This window comes from Pseudoalteromonas sp. SG43-1, assembly GCF_014164415.1.
GTDB lineage: Bacteria > Pseudomonadota > Gammaproteobacteria > Enterobacterales > Alteromonadaceae > Pseudoalteromonas > Pseudoalteromonas distincta.
Window position 1 is genome coordinate 80,424 of sequence record NZ_JACJFD010000001.1, and the last position, 20,380, is coordinate 100,803.

19 protein-coding genes are annotated in these 20,380 nt (G+C 38.3%); 14 read left to right on the forward strand and 5 right to left on the reverse strand.

Annotated features, from left to right (window positions below; all coding sequences use genetic code 11):
* The first annotated feature begins 45 nt into the window (after positions 1-45).
* The 9 genes from H5159_RS00320 (at position 46) to H5159_RS00360 (ending at position 8,973) form a co-directional block, all read left to right on the forward strand.
* Positions 46-1,125: a pilus assembly protein PilM gene (locus H5159_RS00320; protein WP_024596029.1), complete on the forward strand. Its 1,080-nt coding sequence runs from the start codon at positions 46-48 to the stop codon at positions 1,123-1,125.
* Positions 1,113-1,685, forward strand: coding sequence for a PilN domain-containing protein (locus tag H5159_RS00325; RefSeq protein ID WP_002958376.1), 573 nt, complete (start codon positions 1,113-1,115; stop codon positions 1,683-1,685). Before H5159_RS00320 ends, H5159_RS00325 begins: the two co-directional genes overlap by 13 nt.
* Positions 1,675-2,280, forward strand: coding sequence for a type 4a pilus biogenesis protein PilO (locus H5159_RS00330; protein ID WP_024596028.1), 606 nt, complete (start codon positions 1,675-1,677; stop codon positions 2,278-2,280). The genes H5159_RS00325 and H5159_RS00330 overlap by 11 nt, the downstream gene beginning before the upstream one ends.
* Entirely contained in the window at positions 2,277-2,816 is a 540-nt protein-coding gene (locus H5159_RS00335) for a pilus assembly protein PilP (protein ID WP_002958378.1), read from the forward strand. The genes H5159_RS00330 and H5159_RS00335 overlap by 4 nt, the downstream gene beginning before the upstream one ends.
* Entirely contained in the window at positions 2,803-4,908 is a 2,106-nt protein-coding gene (locus tag H5159_RS00340; protein ID WP_024596027.1) for a type IV pilus secretin PilQ, read from the forward strand. Before H5159_RS00335 ends, H5159_RS00340 begins: the two co-directional genes overlap by 14 nt.
* A gap of 184 nt (positions 4,909-5,092) precedes the next feature.
* Positions 5,093-5,611, forward strand: a complete 519-nt coding sequence (aroK, locus tag H5159_RS00345; RefSeq protein WP_004589350.1) for a shikimate kinase AroK — start codon at positions 5,093-5,095, stop codon at positions 5,609-5,611.
* Between the two features lie 27 nt (positions 5,612-5,638).
* The gene (gene aroB / locus H5159_RS00350; RefSeq protein ID WP_024596026.1) at positions 5,639-6,709 is read left to right on the forward strand and encodes a 3-dehydroquinate synthase; all 1,071 of its coding nucleotides are present in this window, start codon (positions 5,639-5,641) and stop codon (positions 6,707-6,709) included.
* Positions 6,710-8,062, forward strand: coding sequence for an SPOR domain-containing protein (locus H5159_RS00355; RefSeq protein ID WP_182779487.1), 1,353 nt, complete (start codon positions 6,710-6,712; stop codon positions 8,060-8,062).
* 53 nt (positions 8,063-8,115) lie between these two features.
* Positions 8,116-8,973 carry a Dam family site-specific DNA-(adenine-N6)-methyltransferase gene (locus H5159_RS00360; protein ID WP_002958383.1) on the forward strand — a complete coding sequence of 286 codons (858 nt, stop codon included), beginning with the start codon at positions 8,116-8,118 and terminating at the stop codon, positions 8,971-8,973.
* On the opposite strand, the gene H5159_RS00365 is transcribed toward H5159_RS00360, so the two are convergent.
* Together H5159_RS00365 and H5159_RS00370 are read right to left on the reverse strand one after the other, a co-directional pair.
* A complete protein-coding gene (locus tag H5159_RS00365; protein WP_002958384.1) occupies positions 8,930-9,115 on the reverse strand; it encodes a DUF2970 domain-containing protein in 186 nt (61 codons plus the stop codon). The two genes, H5159_RS00360 and H5159_RS00365, sit on opposite strands and share 44 nt — an antisense overlap.
* Positions 9,116-9,118: 3 nt before the next feature.
* Positions 9,119-9,415, reverse strand: coding sequence for a hypothetical protein (locus H5159_RS00370; RefSeq protein WP_024596024.1), 297 nt, complete (start codon positions 9,413-9,415; stop codon positions 9,119-9,121).
* Positions 9,416-9,576: 161 nt separating this feature from the next.
* On the opposite strand from H5159_RS00370, the gene rpe reads away from it, so the two are divergent.
* The 3 genes from rpe to trpS are packed head-to-tail and all read left to right on the forward strand — an operon-like array spanning position 9,577 to position 11,962.
* A complete protein-coding gene (gene rpe, locus H5159_RS00375; protein ID WP_002958386.1) occupies positions 9,577-10,260 on the forward strand; it encodes a ribulose-phosphate 3-epimerase in 684 nt (227 codons plus the stop codon).
* Positions 10,260-10,925, forward strand: a complete 666-nt coding sequence (locus H5159_RS00380) for a phosphoglycolate phosphatase (protein ID WP_024595274.1) — start codon at positions 10,260-10,262, stop codon at positions 10,923-10,925. Before rpe ends, H5159_RS00380 begins: the two co-directional genes overlap by 1 nt.
* Before the next feature lie 32 nt (positions 10,926-10,957).
* Complete coding sequence (trpS, locus tag H5159_RS00385) at positions 10,958-11,962, forward strand: tryptophan--tRNA ligase (protein WP_002958388.1); 1,005 nt, start codon at positions 10,958-10,960, stop codon at positions 11,960-11,962.
* Between the two features lie 115 nt (positions 11,963-12,077).
* Here the strand turns inward: trpS and H5159_RS00390 are convergent, their stop codons facing one another.
* Both H5159_RS00390 and H5159_RS00395 read right to left on the reverse strand, forming a co-directional pair.
* Positions 12,078-12,998: a TraB/GumN family protein gene (locus tag H5159_RS00390; protein ID WP_182779488.1), complete on the reverse strand. Its 921-nt coding sequence runs from the start codon at positions 12,996-12,998 to the stop codon at positions 12,078-12,080.
* Between the two features lie 36 nt (positions 12,999-13,034).
* Positions 13,035-13,400 (reverse strand): hypothetical protein, encoded by a 366-nt coding sequence (locus H5159_RS00395; RefSeq protein WP_182692805.1) that lies wholly within the window; start codon positions 13,398-13,400, stop codon positions 13,035-13,037.
* Positions 13,401-13,682: 282 nt separating this feature from the next.
* Between H5159_RS00395 and H5159_RS00400 the strand changes: the two genes are divergently transcribed.
* Positions 13,683-15,824 carry a winged helix-turn-helix domain-containing protein gene (locus tag H5159_RS00400; protein ID WP_182779489.1) on the forward strand — a complete coding sequence of 714 codons (2,142 nt, stop codon included), beginning with the start codon at positions 13,683-13,685 and terminating at the stop codon, positions 15,822-15,824.
* Positions 15,825-16,019: 195 nt separating this feature from the next.
* On the opposite strand, the gene uvrA is transcribed toward H5159_RS00400, so the two are convergent.
* A complete protein-coding gene (gene uvrA, locus H5159_RS00405) occupies positions 16,020-18,845 on the reverse strand; it encodes an excinuclease ABC subunit UvrA (RefSeq protein ID WP_182674132.1) in 2,826 nt (941 codons plus the stop codon).
* A 162-nt stretch (positions 18,846-19,007) separates the two neighbouring features.
* Here uvrA and H5159_RS00410 point away from each other — a divergent pair, with 162 nt between their 5' ends.
* Positions 19,008-20,375 (forward strand): MFS transporter, encoded by a 1,368-nt coding sequence (locus H5159_RS00410; protein ID WP_149602041.1) that lies wholly within the window; start codon positions 19,008-19,010, stop codon positions 20,373-20,375.
* The last annotated feature ends 5 nt before the right edge of the window (positions 20,376-20,380 follow it).

A 20,380-nucleotide genomic window follows, 5' to 3' on the forward strand; every position in this document is an offset into this window, starting at 1 on the left:
AAAATTATAACTTGTTTATTATTAAAACAAAGGCCAAGTTGAAACATGCTAAGTCAACTATTTCAAAAACCGTCCCCGATGATGGTAGGAATTGATATTGGATCGCACTCTATCAAAGCGGTGCTTTTACGTGAAATTGAAACTGGATTTCGACTAGAAGCACTTGCAATTGAGCCGATGCCAAAAGGTGCGATGAGTGAGCGCACAATCCAAGATATTGAAGCGATTGGTAACGTTATTACAAAATTAAGAAAAAAATTACCGAAGTCGTTAAAATCTGCTGCAGTGGCTGTTTCTGGCCAAACAGTTATTACAAAAGTGATCTTCATGGATGTATCGTTAACAGATGCTGAACTTGAATCGCAAATTGAAATTGAAGCTGATAGTTTAATCCCTTACCCACTTGATGAAGTGAGCCTCGATTTTGAGAAGCTTTCGACGAATGAGGCCGATCCTAGCAAAATGAATGTTTTGCTTTCGGCTGCTCGTACTGAGAGTGTTGAAGCACGGGTGGGCGCTTTAGAAGCCGCAAATTTAGAGGCCAAAATAGTAGATGTAGAAAGCTACGCATTGAGCCGTGCTATGGACGTTTACTATCAACAATTACCTAGCGATGCATTTAATAAGTGTGTGGCTGTGGTCGATATTGGCGCAGTTTTAATGCTTGTGAGTGTTGTGCAAGCTGGGGAAACCATTTATACCCGTGACCAAGTTTTTGGTGGCGATCAATATACAAATAGTATTGTTGCTTATTATAATAAAGGCTTTGATGAAGCCGAAATAGGCAAAACATCAGGTGATTTACCGCCAAACTATACCTTTGAAGTATTAGCCCCTTTTCAAACTTCGTTACTTCAACAAGTTCGCAGAGCTGTGCAAATGTTTTTAACAACCAGCGGTAAAGAGCAAATAGATTATATTGTATTAACGGGCGGTACATCGATGATAAAAGGTATCGACCGATTGCTTATTGAAGAACTCGGTATCCACTCAGTTGTTGCAGAGCCTTTTGTAAATATGGAAATTTCCCCAAAGGTAGACCGTAATATAATGCAGCGTCACAAAACGCAGTTTGCAATTGCAACAGGGTTGGCATTAAGGAGTTTTTCAACATGCCACATATAAATCTACTGCCTTGGCGTGAATCACAACGCGAAGAATCGAAAAAGAAATTTGTAACTATACTTGTTGGTGTCGTTATACTTTGTTTTGCAAGTATGTATTTATTAAGCTCTTTTTATAGTGCCTTAAAAGACGGTCAAAACTTAAAGAATAATTATTTAAGCTCAGAAATTAGCATGCTAGATAAAAAAATAAGTGAAATACGAAGCTTAGATAAAAGAAAGGAAAATTTACAACAGCGTATGAGGCTCATTGAAGAATTGCAAAGCAGCCGTAACTTGGGTACGCAAATAATGGATGAAGTTGCCAAAATAGTGCCAGGTGGTGTTTATTTAACAAAACTGGAGCGCAAAGGCAGCCAAATACATGTTTTAGGACGTAGTGAATCTAATAATCGTCTATCAACAATGCTCCGCCAAGTACAAAGCTCATATTTACTAGAGAATCCTTCAATGCAGGGCATTGTTGCAGGCGATCAATCTTCGCGTTTACTTAGTGATTTTAATATGGAATTTTATGTAAAACCATTTGATAAAATTGGTGAGGTTAGCGATGAACCTTGATTTTAAAGCACTGAGTGAAATTGATTGGAATGAAATAGAGCTTGATAACATTGGTGATTGGCCAATTGCTGTTAAAGCAATTTGCTGCACATTTGTTGCGGGCCTTGTATTGTTTTTTAGTTATAGCCTATTAGTTTCTGATGAAATTGACAGCTACCATAGTGCCGTGGCAAAAGAAGTTGAACTACGAACAACTTATCGAACTAAGTATGCAGTAGCGAGCAAGCTTGAAATATATCGTCAACAAATGATTGAAATGGAAGATAAGTTTTCTCAGCTATTAAAGCGTCTACCCACTTCGAATGAAACTCCTGGTTTACTTGATGATTTATCATATGTTGGGACAACGAGTGGTCTGACTTTTTTAAAAATAGGTTGGCTGCCAGAAGTTGAAAAAGAATTTTATACCGAGCTGCCTATTAAAATCGAAGTAATAGGTAGCTACCATGAGTTTGGTGAGTTTGTAGGTAAAGTGGCCCAGTTACCCCGAATTGTAAGCTTACATGACTTTTCTATTTTATCATCGGGCGATAAACAGTTAACATTCAGTGTTGTTGCAAAAACATATCGTTATGAAGAAGGGGTTAAAAAATGAAACTCCTTCGCGTAGTACCTTTAGCTATAGCATTTGTTTTAGCTGGTTGTAATGATGACACTTCTGAGCAAAAAGAATTTATTGATCAGGTAAAAGCAAGCACCACACCAAAGGTTGAGACGATTCCTGAACTGACAAAGTTTGAAATATTTGAGTACAGTGCTGGTCAGCTACGTAGCCCGTTTGTAGCGCCTCAGCCTGAGATTATTCAAAATAAACTAACGCAGGTAAAAAACTGTTTGCACCCAGATCAAGAGCGTCGCCGCGAACCGTTAGAGAAATACCCGCTAGATAATTTAGCAATGAAAGGCACAATTGGCTCTAGTGGACAAATATGGGCATTAATTACAGCAACAGATGACACTTTGCACCGCGTAACGGTAGGGAATTATCTTGGAAGTTATGATGGCAAAGTAAAAAGAGTAAGCAACGACTATATAGAATTAGTGGAATTAATCCCTGATGGGTCTGGCTGTTGGAAAGAGCGCCTGACGAAATTAGAAATGTTAGAGGCGGCAACAGATGGCGCAAATTAATAATAAAAAAGGTAAAAATAGGATGCATAAGGATGTACTTTGGCTTCATCGTATTTCACGGACATTACTGGCTGCTGTTGCTTTAGTCACTGTAAACTCAGCCATAGCTGGGCCATTGCTTTATGATGTTCGTTATAATCCATTACTTAAAGGCGAAACTGAATTACAGCTTGTTTTTGATGAAGAGTTAACCTTTGAACCAAAAGTTCAAGTGTTTAATAGCCCAGCCCGAATCGAAATGTTTTTTGATTCTGCAGAGTTAGAAGTTGGTTTAAATGATGTTGAAGTTAATCAAGCTGGAATTAGCAGTGTTACTAATGTTTTAACTAACAGTGGTTTAAAGGTAACGGTAAACTTAGATAGATTAAAAATTTATGAGACTGAAGTTCATAACAATTTAGTATCGATACGTGTCTCTGATAACCCTCTTACAGAACCTGAAAATGAAGATGTAGTGATGGACTCAGGTGATGAAAGTGGAAATTACATTAACCGTATCCAGTCAATTGATTTTAGACGTGGTGAGAAGGGTGAAGCAAAAGTACTTGTATTTTTACAAGACACTCAAGCTGCAATTGAAGTCCATGAAAGTGGCGGGAAAATTTACGCTGACTTTCATCACACCGATATTTTAGACGATCTACTTTATGAATTAGATGTATTAGATTTTGGAACTGTTGTAAGTAATATCGAGACTTTTAAAGAAGATGGTTTAAGCCGTGTTGTTATCGAACCTAATGCTCAGTTCACGTTTACGTATCAGCAAATAGATAATATTTTAACGTTGACAGTAGAAAAAGATGAAACGCAAAATGCGTACTTAGATGGTGGTGTTGAGTATCAAGGTCGCCCTATGACCTTAAATTTTCAAGATATCTCTGTGCGTGCAGCACTGCAAATTATCGCGGGTTACAACGACTTTAACTTAGTAACCAGTGATTCAGTAACGGGCAATATAACGCTGCGCCTAGATGGTGTACCGTGGGATCAAGCGCTTGACGTAGTACTACGTATTAAAGGGCTAGATAAGCGCATGGATGGCTCTATATTAATGGTAGCGCCTGCAGAAGAACTTGCAGCACGTGAAGCCAAAGATTTAAAAGCTAAACAGCAAGTTGAAGACTTAGAGCCTCTATATAGTGAATACATCCGATTAAACTATGCTAAAGCCGAAAATTTTGCTGATCTATTAAAAACAGATACAAACAGTATTATAACTGCCCGTGGTAGTGTATCTGTTGATCAACGTACAAATACTTTGTTAGTAAAAGATACTGTTAAGAGTATAGAAAACATTCGCCGCATGATTGAAACGCTTGATATTCCAGTGCAGCAGGTTGTAATAGAATCTCGAATGGTAACTGTGCGCGATAACGTTACTGAAGACTTAGGCGTACGTTGGGGCTTTAGTGACCAAGGCAGTAGTGTTGGTATTTCAGGCTCTCTTGAAGGCGCAGAAGGTATTTATAATGCGACATCTACTTCAGATGCACCAAGTATTTCAGACCGATTAAATGTAAATTTACCTATCACTAACCCTGCGGCTAGCATTGGCTTACACATAGCAAAACTGGCTAACGGCACGCTGATTGATTTAGAGCTAAGTGCGCTTGAGGAAGAGAATAAAGGTGAGATTATTGCTAGTCCACGTATCATAGCGGCTAATCAGCAAAAAGCCCGAATAGAGCAAGGTACTGAAATTCCTTATACTGAGTCAGCTTCAAGCGGTGCTACTACCGTAAGCTTTAAAAAAGCGGTACTGAGCTTAGAAGTTACACCTCATATCACACCTGATAATAAAGTAATTCTAGATTTAATTATTACTCAAGATACACGTGGTGATACTGTACAAACAGGTACTGGTGAAGCGGTGTCTATTGATACTCAAGAAATTCAAACACAAGTGTTAGTCGAGAATGGCCAAACCGTAGTACTCGGTGGTATTTTCCAACAGCAAATCATTAATACTACGAGTAAAGTGCCAATTTTAGGTGACATTCCTTACGTAGGAAGACTATTTAAAACCACAAGTGAGTTTAATGAAAAGCGTGAATTACTTATTTTCGTGACACCGAAAATACAAATTGATTAAAATACAGTGGTTTTATGTTAACCAACGGGTGATTATTTAGATTAATTGCTCGTTATATGGCTTTTTATTCTAATTGACTTGAAATACCCCTGCAATTACTGAGATAATCCCCTCCTTAATTTTGGGGCCAGGTCGTTAGGCGGGGTTTTATTTCAAATTTTAGAGTTTGTTTGTACTAAAAGATATGGCTGAGAAACGTAATATATTTCTAGTTGGCCCCATGGGGGCTGGCAAAAGCACGATTGGTCGTCACATCGCTGACCAATTACACCTTGAATTTGTTGATTCTGATCAAGAAATCGAACGCCGCACAGGTGCAGATATTGCATGGGTATTCGATCTTGAAGGTGAAGAAGGCTTTAGACTTCGAGAAGAGTCTGTTATTGGCGATTTAACCGAGATGCAAGGTATTGTACTTGCTACCGGTGGTGGTTCAGTAATGAGCAAAGAAGTTCGAAACAAGCTTTCGGCTCGAGGTATCGTTGTATACCTAGAGACACCTATAGAAAAGCAAGTTGCACGCACGCAACGCGACAAGCGTCGCCCATTACTGCAAACTGAAGAAGCACCTCGTAACGTACTAGAGCGCTTAGCAGAAGAACGCGAGCCCCTATACAAAGAAGTTGCCGATTTTGTTGTACGTACCGATGAGCAAAGCGCTAAAGTTGTTGCTAACCAAATCATCGAGAAATTAGATTTTTAAAAACCAATAATAAGGAAATAACTAAGCATGCTTAAATTAACAGTTAATTTGGACGAGCGAAGTTATCCTATTTATATTGGGCAATCTGCACTTCAAGATAATGGCCGCCTGGTTCACCACATTGGTGATTGTCGGCCTATCATCATTACTAATGACACAATAGCGCCTTTATATTTACAAGCGTTACTTGACTCATTAGCAGATCAAAATCCGCTATCTTTTATTATTCCTGACGGTGAACAATATAAATCACTTGAATGGTTTGAAAAAATATCAGCATTTTTACTACAAAATAACTGTGGCCGAGATACGTGTTTAATTGCGTTAGGTGGCGGTGTTATAGGTGATCTAACTGGTTTTGTAGCAGCGTGTTATCAGCGCGGCGTACCGTTTATTCAAATACCAACGACAGTGCTTTCACAGGTTGATTCATCGGTAGGTGGTAAAACGGCAGTAAATCATCCTTTAGGTAAAAATATGATAGGGGCATTTTATCAGCCTCAAGCGGTTTTTATTGATACACAAACATTACACACCCTACCAGCAAGAGAGTTTGCAGCAGGTATGGCTGAAGTAATTAAGTATGGTCTGATTTACGATACCGAATTATTTGCATACTTAGAGCGAAACGTAGCTAATTTGCAGCAACTAGATGAAACGTGCTTACAGCATATTATTTTTAGATGTTGTGAAATAAAAGCGCTTATAGTTGCGCAAGATGAAAAAGAGCATGGTTTACGTGCTTTATTAAACTTAGGTCATACATTTGCCCATGCAATTGAGGCAGAAATGGGCTACGGCGTTTGGTTACATGGCGAAGCTGTTGCAACAGGCATGGTATTAGCAGCTAAACTTGCCAAGACACGCCAAGATTTAAGCGCAAGTGAAGTTGATCGAATTATTAAGCTGCTTGAGCTATATAATTTACCAACAGAAATTCCAAAGCAAATGACTAGTGAGCAGTTCCTAACGCATATGCGTAAAGACAAAAAGAATAAAAGAGGCACTATACGCTTTATTCTACCTACCCAATTTGGCCAGTGTGCATTAGTTGATGATGTTTCTGATGACCAAGTTAGAGACTTAATCGAGCAGTAAATGCAGTCACAAATTTTACCAAGCCGTGCGGCTTTGGTGGATAGAATCGCACTGCAATTTGAGTACGGACAAAATTTAATAGTTTTACTTGGCACATCGGGGCTAGGTAAAAGTTATATGCTCGAAACCTTCATTACAGATAAATACAATGACTTTAATAAAGCGTTTGTGCAAGTAAGTGCACAAATGACTGACGCTCAGCTAATGAGCGATTTATTAGAGCAAAGCTTTAATTCCCCTTTAGTTGATCATAATTTAAGTTTACCTGAAAACTATTACCAGCTGCTTGAGCAACAGCAGTGCGGACCTTGTTTATGGGTGCTTGATGGCGGTAGGCAATTATCTGAAGAGATACTAATTGAGCTTGAGCTGCTTTCTAAAAATAGCCCTAATACGTTGTATATCATAATTGCATCACAGTCTAAACTTGCTTTAAATGATGCTGTCGAAATTTACTTGGAGCCACTGACGCTTCGAGAAAGCAAGATGTTATTGCAGTGGTACTTTACTGATTTACCTTATGATGAAGACCCTGTTTTTAGTACTTTTTTAGCCGAGGCTCATGGTAATCCCAGCTTATTGCTTGCTTGGCAACCTAGTGAGCACATAGCCGATATTATCGTTAAAGATAAAGTATCTTGGCGATTGCACTTATTGATTTTGATGTTGTTAATTATGCTTTTAATTATTGGTCTGCTTTATAAGTCTGATATGACGCAGTGGTGGCAACAATATTATCAGCAGGAAGAAGCGCAAGTCCTAAATACAGCAATATCTGTAGAGCAAGTAAGTGAGCCGGTTATAAAGCAAAATGAGTCAGTAGTTACCTTAAATGACCCTGAAGTAGTTGAGCCAGATATTGAGCCAGAGAGCGTACACATTAATGATGTGCCTGCTATCATGCAAAGTCTTACCGAACCTGCAAATACCGTCAAGGTATTAGACAATGCTATTGATAATAGCGTTAAAAACAAAAGCAGTGAAGCAGGTGAAGTTGTATCTAAAGCTCTAAAAGTAGAGAAAGTAAATACAGCAGAGCAAACTCAGATAAGCCAAGATAATATTTGGTACATGCAGCAAGCAGATACAAATAGTGTTATTCAATTATTAGCGGTAACTCAGCAGGAAGTTCGCGATAATTTCATTGCTCAATTCAATCTACAGCAGCAAGCACATTCTTACCAAACGAAGCGAAATAATCAAATATGGTGGGTTGTTACATTTGGCAGCTTTGAGAGTATAAACGAGGCAAAATCAGCAATGGATACTTTACCCCCTGAGGTTAGAAAAAATAAACCTTTCTATAAAAAAATTAGTAAAATAAAGCAAGAAATAGCAGTCGTTGATCAGTAAAACACACTGCTTTAGTGTAAAATCGCGCAACACCAGATTGAAGTAAAGAGCCAATGCAGCAAAAAAGTAGAGCCTTCCTTAAATGGGCCGGCGGAAAATACAGCCTAGTTGAAAACATTAATGCGCGATTAAACCAAGCTAGCAAGCATGCTGATACTTTGGTTGAACCTTTTGTTGGTGCAGGCTCTGTGTTTTTAAATAGTGACTTTAAGCACTATATCCTCAATGATATCAATGCAGACTTAATTAACTTATATAAAGAGCTTAAAAGCTCTCCAGATGAGCTTATTAGTGACGCTAAAAAGCTATTTGTTGATTTGAATAATCACGCAGATGCGTATTACGAATATCGTGTGCAGTTTAATCAAAGCCGTGATGTATACGAACGTTCAATCTTGTTTTTATACATGAACCGCCATGGTTACAACGGACTGTGTAGGTATAATTTAAAAGGCATTTTTAATGTGCCTTTTGGTAAGTATAAAAAGCCTTACTTTCCTGAAAAAGAAATGTATTTTTTTGCTGAAAAAGCACAAAAAGCAACGTTCACTTGTTTAGATTACGATGACGTTTTTAAGTTAGTGCCTAACAATGCTGTTATTTATTGCGACCCACCTTATGTACCATTAAGTAAAACGGCTTCTTTTACGTCTTACGCAAAAGGGGGGTTTAATTTAGATGATCAGGCTAACTTAGCTAATTTGGCAGAACAAGCCGCATTTGAAAATAACACACCTGTGCTTATTTCAAACCACGATACCGTGTGGACGCGTAAAATTTATAGCCAAGCATCGCTTGAACAAATTCAAGTAAAGCGCACTATTAGCCCCAAAGGTGGCTCTAGAAATAAAGTTGACGAGTTGATGGCTATGTATTTAGCACCCAAGCAACCACTGCGTAAATTGCGATAACAAAAGCAACAAATAGTACAATCGCAATTAAAATGATGGATAAAGGGGAATGTTGTTTAAAATCGACTTGGCGTTTATTTTCAGACTGAACACCAAAAAATGCAGCTAGCACACTTTGCAACGCGCTAAAAAATTGTAGCATTATTTAAAATAAAGGTTTTAAAGAAGGAGTGTTTTTAGAATCTTCAGAACTAGTAAGTAGTTCCAGTAAATCAAGGTAATGAAACTGAGCACTACGGCTATCGCCAGTTAACCACGAAAACCATGATGACTCTTCTTCAGCTTTAATACACGCAGTTAAAGTGTTTTGAGCACTTACCACTTGTGTATTATGACAATTACTCACTGAGCTTAATTCTTGCTCAGAGCTTGAACCAAAGCTAAACGCCCCGATAAGCAGTAATGCCGACGCAATTAATATCCCAATTTTAAAAGCACGCATGATGAAATCCAATAATTTGTTACTTTTTTAATCATAGCAAATACTGGTTAAATATCAAACTTAAAGTTACCTAAAATGGGGGCTATTACGCCATATTACTTGGGTAACATCTTCAATTAAGTTACATTAACGCAATACACTATTTATTGATGGAGTTAATCATGTTTAACCCAGAGCAAAAATATTTAATAGCCCCTTCTATTTTGTCTGCTGATTTTGCAAAGCTAGGCGAAGATGTTGATAAAGTTCTCGAAGCGGGTGCTGATGTGGTTCACTTTGATGTAATGGATAATCACTATGTACCTAATCTCACAATTGGTCCTATGGTGTGTAAAGCACTAAGAGATTACGGTATTACAGCTCCTATCGACGTACATTTAATGGTTAAGCCTGTAGATAGCATAATACCTTTATTTGCTGAGGCTGGTGCTTCTATTATTACTTTTCATCCTGAAGCCAGTGAGCACGTCGATCGTACAATACAGTTAATTAAAGATCACGGCTGTAAAGCAGGCTTAGTGTTTAACCCAGCAACAAGCCTAAGTTATTTAGATCATGTTATTGATAAGCTAGATACCATTTTACTAATGTCGGTAAATCCTGGGTTTGGCGGGCAAAGCTTTATCCCTCATACGCTTGAAAAATTACGCCAAGCCAAACAGCGTATTATTGAATCAGGCCGAGATATTCGCTTAGAGGTTGATGGTGGTATTAAGGTCGATAATATTGCAGCAGCGGCTCGAGCGGGTGCTGATATGTTTGTTGCAGGCTCAGCTATTTTTAATCAACCTGATTACAAAGTGGTGATTGATCAAATGCGTGAGCAGCTTGGAAGTGTTAAGTAATGAAGTACGATGTCGCCTTATTTGATTTAGATGGTACTTTGGTTGATAGCGTTTACGACTTGTATATCGCTATTAATTTAACCTTGAGCGATTTTGCTTTTCCTATTGTTAGTCAACGCTTGGTTGAAAGTTGGGTTGGTAATGGTGTTGAAGTCCTTGTAAAACGCGCTTTGAGTGGCGATATGCAAGTGAGTGAAAATTTAGATGAGTCACTTAGTGGCAAAGCAATATTACAGTTCTATAAGTATTATGAACAACAAGTTGGTGAGTATAGTGTTTTGTACCAACATGTAGAAACAGGGCTTGCAGCACTTCGCGGTATGCCTAAAGCATTAATCACTAATAAGTCTCGAATTTTTACAGAGAAATTACTCGATAAACTGGCACTAACGAGTCATTTTGATGTGGTTGTATGCGGTGACGATATGGCAAAAAAACCATCGCCAGAACCATTGCTATTTGCCTGCAAAAAACTAAATGCGGAACCTAATAAAGCAATAATGATAGGTGATTCTAAAAGCGATATACTTGCAGCTAAAGCCGCTAATATAGACGTAATTGCACTTAGTTATGGCTATAACCAAGGTGAAAGTCTTGAGGATTATAATCCGCAGTACCTATGCGATAACTTCTTAGATATAATACCTGTTCTAACGCAGCGTTAAATATTATTCATTAAGCAAAATAAAGGAAAATCATGAGTAAACCAGTAGTTTTAAGCGGCATTCAGCCAACCGGTGGTATGACAATAGGCAACTATGTTGGCGCTATTAACCAGTGGCTAAAGTTACAGGAAGACCACGAAAGTTTCTTTATGTTAGTAGACTTACACGCTATTACGGTTCGCCAAGAGCCTGAATTACTGCGCTCTCGAGTGTTAGATGGTATTGCTCTTTACGCGGCATGTGGCATTGATCCTGAAAAATCTGCGTTATTTGTACAATCGCAAGTACCTGAGCACGCACAATTAGCGTGGGTATTAAATTGTTACGCGCAAATGGGTGAGCTTAATCGAATGACTCAGTTTAAAGACAAGTCATCTAAGCACGCAAATAACGTAAACGTGGGCTTATTTTCATATCCGGTATTGCAAGCTGCAGATATTTTATTATACCAAGCTGATCAAGTACCAGTAGGGGATGATCAAAAGCAACACTTAGAGCTGACTCGCGATATAGCCACACGCTTTAATAATTTATATGGCGACGTATTTAAATTACCAGAGCCGTACATCCCTGAGTTTGGTGCACGCGTAATGAGCTTGCAAGATCCACTTAAAAAAATGTCTAAGTCTGACGAAAACCCAAATGGTTACATCATGTTATTAGATGAGCCTAAGCAAATTGTGAAAAAGCTTAAAAAAGCAGTAACTGATTCAGATGAACAAGCACGTATTTATTTTGATCGCACAGAAAAGCCTGGCGTATCAAACTTGCTTACTTTATTGAGTGTTGCAACTAAGCGCTCAATTGAAGACCTAGTTCCTGAGTATGAAGATAAAATGTATGGCCATTTAAAGAAAGATACAGCAGATGCAGTTGTAAATATGATTGAGCCAATTCAAGCACGCTTTAAAGAGATCAGAGAAGATCAAAACCTACTTGATGGCATAATGAAGTCGGGTGCTGAAAAAGCAAGTGTTCGTGCTGAGAAAACATTGAAATCGGTATACGATGCGCTTGGTTTTATTCCTCGCGGGTAAGTTTATTAAAATAAAAAAATGCCGCTTGTTAGCGGCATTTTTTATATAGCACATATCAACATGATGGACCCAAATAGAAACAGTAGCGATATAGCTAGTTTGTCTGTTTTATCCATTATTCAGCCCCTCTTACTGTTATATCTGCCGTGCTATCAATATCAACTAAAGAAACTTTATAGCCCTTGTTTTCAAGTAAGGTAAGTAAACTATCTTGTCCTGCAAGATGGGCAACTCCAACAAGTACAAACTCATTTTTGTCGTTGTTAAACATGGCTTCTACTTTTGGTAACCAATCATTATTTCTATCTGTAATGATTTGTTTGTAGCTATTCGGATCATTTTGCTGCATATCTTCAAGTGCCACTTTATTCAGTGTGTCTGTATCACCTTTGCGCCAGGCAGCTAAAAGTCCTTTAAACATATCGCCATAGTTGTGCAGCTCGGCTAAGTTATGTTTAATGAAGTCGTTTTCGTTGCCTTGACCCATTTTTTTAAAAAGCTCTAACTGAAATTCCATTGTTTCTAAGTAATTTTTTGTTTTGTTATCTTCAGTCGCTTTTTTAGTAAAATAAGCATCAACACCTTCACCCATTAAATTTTGCTTTTGAAGCTCCATCGACATTAAAACAATACCAACCATAGCAGGGCGAAAGCCATCTAACTTAGCGAGATTAGCGCCAAACTCGTTAAGCTTATTTTCAAGTGATGCCTTAATCTCGGGTTCTAGTTTTTGACTTAACGTTTCGTTATTTGTATACGATAGTGCGCCTAACATTTGCATTTGCGCATTAGTGTCGGCTGGGTCAGTTATCGGTGCTTCTAAAATAATTGTATCCGCTAGTTCATAAGCATGGTTAAACTCAGCGGGTAGTGGCATTTCAGCTTTAGGTAGTATGTGAACTGTACCGCCAATAAATAGTGAGTCATTACCATTGCTTACTTGCCATACAGAGCTTTGGGCCTGTGCTGTATTTGCTAAAAGACTACAGCTAAGTAATACGCTGGCAGATACTAATTTTTTTGTGAATTTTTTCATGATAATTCCTTTATGTAACTTTTAATTTTATTGTTTTTAGTTCGATAACACAGTGCTGAAATATGCAGTGATTGAGGATGTTAACTTTGAAAGGTTTTTATCAATTTGCGAGTTTATTTTGCTCATTGAAGAGTCAAGCTCAGCTGATATTTTTTCATCTATCGAAGAAAGTAACGTTTGTGTATCAACATTACTTTTTAAAGACTCAGTGGCGTCTATGTTGTTTGTTTCTTGCTGCTTTTTATTAACTGGGTTAATCGCCTCTACGCTTTCACCAATTATGCATTGATTAAAATTACTTTGAACGGTGTGTTGTTTAGCGTCAGCTGCAATAACTGAAGTTGTATTAAAAGCAGTTGCTAGTAGTAAAGCCGGTAGTACTTTTTTCATTGTGCTATTCATAATTAAACCTTTTATATTTTTAATTGCAGCCAATTTAGAATCACAAATGATTTTTTACTAAGCTGCTTGTTGATGACGGTTTAAAGAATATCGCTGAATTTATTGAGAGTCGCTTATCTAGTTATGAGCAATTAATAGATAAGGTTTTTAAATTAAATAATTGTTTTAATTTAGAGGGTTAGCCTTAAACCTTATAATGCTAATATAAGGTTTAAAATGCTTTTTCTATAAAAGAAAGTGTAGATGTGATACGGTTTATAAAAATAAAAATACGTAAAAACTATGAATTATCAAATCGGACCTTGGCAATTTATTAGTAATCGCTGTGTGATTACTTCAAACCATTTAGAAAGGGAATTAGATCCACTTTTAGTAAAGCTATTACTTCACTTTATAGACAAGCCTCAACAAATTGTTTCCCGCCAAGAGCTTATTGAGAGTGTGTGGCAACAGAGCTTTGTTGATGATAATGCGATTAACCGTGCAATCTCAGAGTTAAGAAAGCAGCTTGCCCATCCAATTGAAAAAGCGCCGCTTTTAAAAACGCATTACCGTAAAGGATATAGCCTAACAGTAATACCTGAGCGTTTAACGCAAGCAAACGTTTTGAAAGAGCCTGTAAACATTTTGCCTGACTCACCGGGTATTTCTGCCAAAAATGAAGAGATAGCTACTGCAACTACTTCTCAACCAGTTCAAAAAAAGAATAGTAAAAATTTTTTGATTTATTCTTTACTCGTCATTATTTGCCTGTGCTCTTTAGTATGGTTTGGGTTGTTTTTTATTAATGCACCTTCTAGCGAAAAGATTAAACAGATCACGGTTAATAAGGTAGCAAGCACATGGAATATAGGCAGTGAGGTTCACCCTGAGATGTCCTCAGATAAACAATATTTAGCTTATACAAATGTTGAACCTGAAAATGACGTAATGCATGCATTTGTAAAGCGACTATCTGATCAAAGGGAGGTTGAAATTACCTATTCTGGCTTTCAAGTATCTATTTTATCGTGGCAGTTAAATCAGCACGCAGTGCTTATACAAGCTACAAACTTAAAACAACAGCAGTGCGAAATGGTACTGGTTGATTTAAGCCAGTTTCCTATTGTTGGTGAGGCTACATTAATTAAAAAGTGTGACCTTAGATACACCGGCTACGCACAAGTAGACGAAAATAGTGAATATATTTATTACACTGAATATAAAAATGAGCAAGATGGCTCAGGTTTATATAAATTTGATTTAGAGTTACAAAAAGAGTCCATTGTTATTCCACCACCAGGTGTAATGTATGGCGTAATAATGCCGCGCTTATCTTCTTCAGGTAATAAAATAGCATATATACTTAGTCAAAAGGGTAAGCCTTTTTCTGTATTTAGCTATAACTTTGAGACCCATGAAACCAAGCGGTTATTTAAAGCAAAGAAAAGCATAATTAGCTTCGCGTTTGACTGGCTTGCAGACGATAAAGGCGTGATTGTTTTTGAAGACTCTGACCTTTCAACCATTGTGTTTGATGAAAATAATATTATTAAACGCACACTAACGGTTACCCCAGCAATTTCACCTTATTATATTGCAGTTCAATCTGCTAATAGCCTCTTTTACTCAGCAAATAAAACACAAACCTTTTCGTTAATTAAAGCGACTAGTCTTTTTAACGATGTTCCTGAGTATGAAGCACTCTACAAAAGTGATGAAGACGACTACCATATTGTAGAAGTCATTAATGAGAAAGGGCTAGCGCATATTTTTGTATCCGAGCGCTCTGGCAGCAGTCAGTTGTGGTTATCTCAAAATGGACTTACAAAGCAACTTAGTAACTTTACTTATGAAGGGAAATCTACCTTTGCTATTGGCGGGCTAAGAGTATCGAGTAAGCAAGATCGTGTTTTATTAAGAGTTAATAGCGATATTGCATTTTTTGACATTATGTCGAACAAACTCTATACCATAGCTGAGTTTAAAGGGCGAAAAATACTAAACTATGTATGGTCTAAAGATAATGAAAGTATAATTTATTTAGAGCGAAGTGGTTCAGAAAACCTATTTGCTCAGTTTAATTTATTAACGCGAGACACAACTATATTAGAGGATATTAAAGCCAACAAATTAATTTCAGGCGCTGACGGTACTAATTATGCAATTACTAATAATCAGTTAATTAAACTATCAAATAAACAGAGTTGGGAATTACCCAAAGACGCGCGACAAGCACAACTTTTTGCTATTAATGGTAATTACCTTTACTACTCTGATGCGATTTCAAGAGTTGCTCGGCTTAATTTAGAAGATAAGACAGTAAAAGATGTGCACGTGGATTTTAAACCCATCGCATTTTTTATTAGTGATAACAATCAAATTTTCTTTACAGAATCAAAATATAAAGACATGCAAATAATACAGATAAGTTGGAATAACTAGGGTCTGTTGATCTTTCAAGGTTAAATTTGCAGCAGTGTGTTGCTTTTCTTTAATAACATTTTCGATTGTTATGTTGATAAAAGAAAAATTAGAGCCAAAAAATAGCGAGAAGTGAATCTTCTCGCCATTTTTAATTAAGTGTAATCTCGACAGTTAAATAACCTCAAAGCCGATTAATTTGTCACAACTGAACCTCTATTTATTTAATAGAGGTTTTAAGTAATGCCCAGTATGTGAACGCTCACATTCGGCCACTTCTTCTGGTGTACCTGCAATGAGTATTTCACCGCCGCCAGCTCCGCCTTCAGGTCCTAAATCAATAACCCAATCTGCTGTTTTAATAACATCGAGGTTGTGCTCAATAACCACAATGGTGTTACCGTGATCGCGCAGGCGATGTAATACAACAAGCAGCTGTTCAATATCAGCAAAGTGTAAGCCTGTTGTAGGCTCATCTAATATGTAGAGTGTTTTACCAGTATCACGCTTTGATAGCTCGCGTGCTAGTTTTACACGTTGCGCCTCACCACCTGAAAGCGTGGTAGCGGCTTGACCTAAGCGGACATACGATAAACCAACGTCCATTAAGGTTTTAAGCTTGCGGGCAATAGCCGGTATTTTGTCAAAATACTCATGCGCGTCTTCAACAGTCATCTCAAGTACTTGGTGTATGTTTTTACCTTTGTATTGGACTTCGAGCGTTTCGCGGTTATAGCGTTTGCTCTTACATACATCACACGGTACATACACATCAGGTAAAAAGTGCATTTCAACTTTAATTAAGCCGTCACCTTGGCACGCTTCACAGCGTCCGCCTTTAACGTTAAAGCTAAAGCGACCTACTTTGTAGCCACGTGAGCGCGCTTCTTGTGTGCCTGCAAATAACTCACGAATACCGGTAAATATACCTGTGTAGGTTGCCGGATTTGAACGAGGAGTACGACCAATTGGGCTTTGATCAATATCGATCACTTTATCAAAATGATCTAAACCGCTAATTGATTTATACGGTGCCGCTTCGGCAGTGGTTGCGCCATTTAGCTCTGTATGAGCAAGTTTAAATAAAGTATCGTTTATTAGCGTTGATTTACCTGAGCCCGATACACCTGTCACACAGGTCATTAAACCAAATGGGATTTTTAAATCCACATTTTTAAGGTTATTACCCGTTGCGCCAAATAGCTCTAGCCATTTGTCGTTCGTTGGGTGACGCTCTTTTGGTATTTCTATTTTACGTACGCCTGATAAAAATTGGCCCGTAACAGACTCTTTGCTTGCTAAAATATCGTCGCGCGTACCTTGAGCAATAATATGCCCACCATGAACACCCGCACCTGGGCCAATATCAATAATATGATCTGCAGCACGAATAGCATCTTCATCGTGCTCTACCACAATAACGGTGTTACCTAAGTCGCGCAAATGGACCAATGTTTGTAATAAACGGTCGTTATCGCGTTGATGTAATCCAATAGATGGCTCATCTAGTACGTACATTACACCTACAAGACCGGCACCAATTTGACTGGCTAAGCGGATACGTTGAGCCTCACCACCTGATAATGTATCGGCGCTACGTTCAAGTGATAAATAATTTAGGCCAACGTTAATTAAAAACGATAAGCGGTCGCGAATTTCTTTTAATATTTTTTCAGCTATTTGGCCTTTTTGTCCGGTTAACTCTAAACCTTCAAAAAATTCCATGGCTTCACCAATACTCATGCATGTGATTGCAGGTAAGTTGGTTTGTCCAATAAATACATTTCGAGATTCTTCGCGTAAGCGCGAGCCATGACAGCTAGGACACGCTTGGCTTGTTTGGTATTTAGCAAGTTCTTCGCGTACAGAGTTTGACTCGGTCTCGCGGTAGCGGCGATTCATGTTGTTTAAAACGCCTTCAAACTCATGGTTACGCGTAATTAAATCGCCACGGTCGTTACGGTAATTAAACGCAATTTTAGTGCTACCAGAGCCATCTAAAATAATTTTTTTCGATTCGCTGTCTAAATCTTGATAAGGCACGTCTAAATCAAAATTGTAATGATCCGCAACCGCTTGCAGCATTTGATAGTAATAAAAGCTGCGTTTATCCCAGCCTTTAATTGCACCGCCAGCAAGGCTTAACTCTGGGTTATGCACTACGCGATTAGGATCAAAATATTGACGTATACCTAAGCCATCACAGGTTTGACAAGCACCAGCTGGGTTATTAAACGAAAACAAACGCGGCTCAAGTTCAGTCATTGCATAGCCACAAGTAGGGCAGGCAAAATTTGCTGAAAATAGAATTTCTTCAGCGCTGCTATCGTCCATGTATGCTACATGTGCAACACCATTAGACATTTCAAGTGCAGTTTCGAACGATTCTGCTAAGCGTTGTTGTAAGCCATCTTTTACTTTAAATCTGTCTACAACAACTTCTATTGTATGTTTTTTATGAAGCTCAAGTGTTGGTGGATCAGACAAGTCACATACTTCACCGTCTATACGGGCGCGAATATAACCTTGGCTAGATAGCTGTTCTAATAACTTAACATGCTCACCTTTACGCTCTTTTACTATTGGCGCAAGCAGCATTAATTTACTGCCCTCAGGTAGAGCCAAAACAGTATCTACCATTTGGCTAACGGTTTGCGCAGCAAGTGGTAAATCATGTGTAGGACATCGTGGTTCGCCGACGCGGGCAAACATAAGTCGTAAATAATCGTAAATTTCGGTAATAGTACCTACGGTTGAACGCGGGTTATGAGACGTTGACTTTTGCTCAATAGAAATGGCAGGAGAGAGGCCTTCGATGTGATCCACATCAGGCTTTTCCATGAGCGATAAAAATTGTCTTGCGTACGCAGAGAGTGATTCAACATATCGGCGTTGTCCTTCTGCATAAAGCGTATCAAATGCAAGTGATGACTTCCCCGAACCAGATAGACCCGTAATAACTATTAATTTATCACGTGGGATGGTTAGGCTGATGTCTTTTAAATTGTGCGTTCGGGCGCCTCGGACTTCAATGTTTTCCATGCTATCTCGTTTGTTACCAAAATTATTTACTCAGTATCGCATAATACGAAGCAATATTAATCCTTGATCAATGAAAAATCCTTACTTATAGGCGATTAATTATTGCCAAGCTTATGGTAGAATCCCAACCTCAATTTTTCATAGAGTAAGATCACGCAGATAATGACCGCATCTTCACTTAATTCACGAGAAAAACGCGCCGCTGTATCACTGGCGAGTGTGTTTGCATTTAGAATGCTCGGCTTGTTTATGCTGATGCCTGTATTGGCTATTTATGGACAATCGCTTGAAGGTTTTTCGCCTATTTGGATTGGTTTTGCCATTGGTGCGTATGGTTTAACGCAAGCTGTACTACAAATACCTATGGGTCGATTATCCGATAAGATTGGTCGTAAAAAGGTTATTGTTGGTGGCTTAGTTGTATTTGCTATTGGCTCTGTAGTTGCTGCATTAGCTGACTCTATCCAAATGGTTACCGTAGGCCGTGCTTTACAAGGTATGGGCGCAATAGCCAGTGCGCTACTCGCGTTTGCTTCAGATTTAAGCCGCGATGAGCAACGACCAAAAGTAATGGCCGTTATTGGTATGAGCATAGGAATGAGCTTTGCCTTTGCTATGTTACTTGGGCCAATTGTCGCCGCTTCGTGGGGTATTGCAGGTGTATTTTGGTTGACTGCTATTTTAGCTGTCTTTGGTATATTTATAGTGACCATGCTAGTGCCAAAGGCGGTAAATAAAGCGCCCAAAGGCGATACATTAGCAAGCTTCAGCGACATTAAAAAATTAATTAAACACCCTCAGTTAGCACGATTAAATGCAGGTGTATTGTTATTGCATTTAACGCTAACCACAATTTTTGTGGTACTGCCGAGTCAATTAATTAAAGATGGCTTGGTTGCCGACCATCACTGGTATTTGTATATTCCAGTGCTATTTTTAGCATTTTTATTAATGGTACCAATAATGATTGTGGCCATTAAAAAAGAGAAAGAAAAACAAGCATTTATTGGCTCGGTAGCCTTGTTAACTATTAGTATGTTAGCAATGTCGGTATGGGTTAATAGTGTAGTAGGCATTGCTGTGTGTATGCTGCTTTATTTTGTGGCGTTTAACTTTTTAGAAGCCACTATGCCTGCGCTTGTATCGCGAATAGCACCTGCAAGCCAAAAAGGTTCAGCAATGGGAGGCTACTCATCTAGTCAGTTTTTAGGCGCCTTTTTAGGCGGTATGTTAGGTGGCTATGTAGCACAAACTACAACGACGCAAGCTGTGTTTGCGGCAGCGGCACTTGTTGGGTTAATATGGCTTATTATTGCGTGGAAAATGCAAGTCCCACCCAAAAGTAAAGTTATTAGTTTAATGACCAAATTAGATTCTGAAGAGCATGCTCAAGTACTTGCTTCTCAGTTAGTTGCTTTACCAGGTGTAATAGAAGCAACTGTAGTTCGCGATGAAAGTCGCAGCTATTTAAAGATTAATGATAAAGAATTTGACCTAGACCAAGCGCGTAAAGTCGCTGGTTTAATCTAACATTT

Coding starts and splice junctions, on each gene's coding strand:
- aroB (WP_024596026.1), top strand. CDS start 5,639: ATGCTTAAATTAACAGTTAATTTGGACGAGCGAAGTTATCCTATTTAT.
- H5159_RS00390 (WP_182779488.1), bottom strand. CDS start 12,998: ATGAAAAAATTCACAAAAAAATTAGTATCTGCCAGCGTATTACTTAGC.
- H5159_RS00360 (WP_002958383.1), top strand. CDS start 8,116: ATGCAGCAAAAAAGTAGAGCCTTCCTTAAATGGGCCGGCGGAAAATAC.
- H5159_RS00400 (WP_182779489.1), top strand. CDS start 13,683: ATGAATTATCAAATCGGACCTTGGCAATTTATTAGTAATCGCTGTGTG.
- rpe (WP_002958386.1), top strand. CDS start 9,577: ATGTTTAACCCAGAGCAAAAATATTTAATAGCCCCTTCTATTTTGTCT.
- H5159_RS00365 (WP_002958384.1), bottom strand. CDS start 9,115: ATGCTACAATTTTTTAGCGCGTTGCAAAGTGTGCTAGCTGCATTTTTT.
- H5159_RS00320 (WP_024596029.1), top strand. CDS start 46: ATGCTAAGTCAACTATTTCAAAAACCGTCCCCGATGATGGTAGGAATT.
- aroK (WP_004589350.1), top strand. CDS start 5,093: ATGGCTGAGAAACGTAATATATTTCTAGTTGGCCCCATGGGGGCTGGC.
- trpS (WP_002958388.1), top strand. CDS start 10,958: ATGAGTAAACCAGTAGTTTTAAGCGGCATTCAGCCAACCGGTGGTATG.
- H5159_RS00325 (WP_002958376.1), top strand. CDS start 1,113: ATGCCACATATAAATCTACTGCCTTGGCGTGAATCACAACGCGAAGAA.
- H5159_RS00330 (WP_024596028.1), top strand. CDS start 1,675: ATGAACCTTGATTTTAAAGCACTGAGTGAAATTGATTGGAATGAAATA.
- uvrA (WP_182674132.1), bottom strand. CDS start 18,845: ATGGAAAACATTGAAGTCCGAGGCGCCCGAACGCACAATTTAAAAGAC.
- H5159_RS00395 (WP_182692805.1), bottom strand. CDS start 13,400: ATGAATAGCACAATGAAAAAAGTACTACCGGCTTTACTACTAGCAACT.
- H5159_RS00355 (WP_182779487.1), top strand. CDS start 6,710: ATGCAGTCACAAATTTTACCAAGCCGTGCGGCTTTGGTGGATAGAATC.
- H5159_RS00340 (WP_024596027.1), top strand. CDS start 2,803: ATGGCGCAAATTAATAATAAAAAAGGTAAAAATAGGATGCATAAGGAT.
- H5159_RS00380 (WP_024595274.1), top strand. CDS start 10,260: ATGAAGTACGATGTCGCCTTATTTGATTTAGATGGTACTTTGGTTGAT.
- H5159_RS00410 (WP_149602041.1), top strand. CDS start 19,008: ATGACCGCATCTTCACTTAATTCACGAGAAAAACGCGCCGCTGTATCA.
- H5159_RS00370 (WP_024596024.1), bottom strand. CDS start 9,415: ATGCGTGCTTTTAAAATTGGGATATTAATTGCGTCGGCATTACTGCTT.
- H5159_RS00335 (WP_002958378.1), top strand. CDS start 2,277: ATGAAACTCCTTCGCGTAGTACCTTTAGCTATAGCATTTGTTTTAGCT.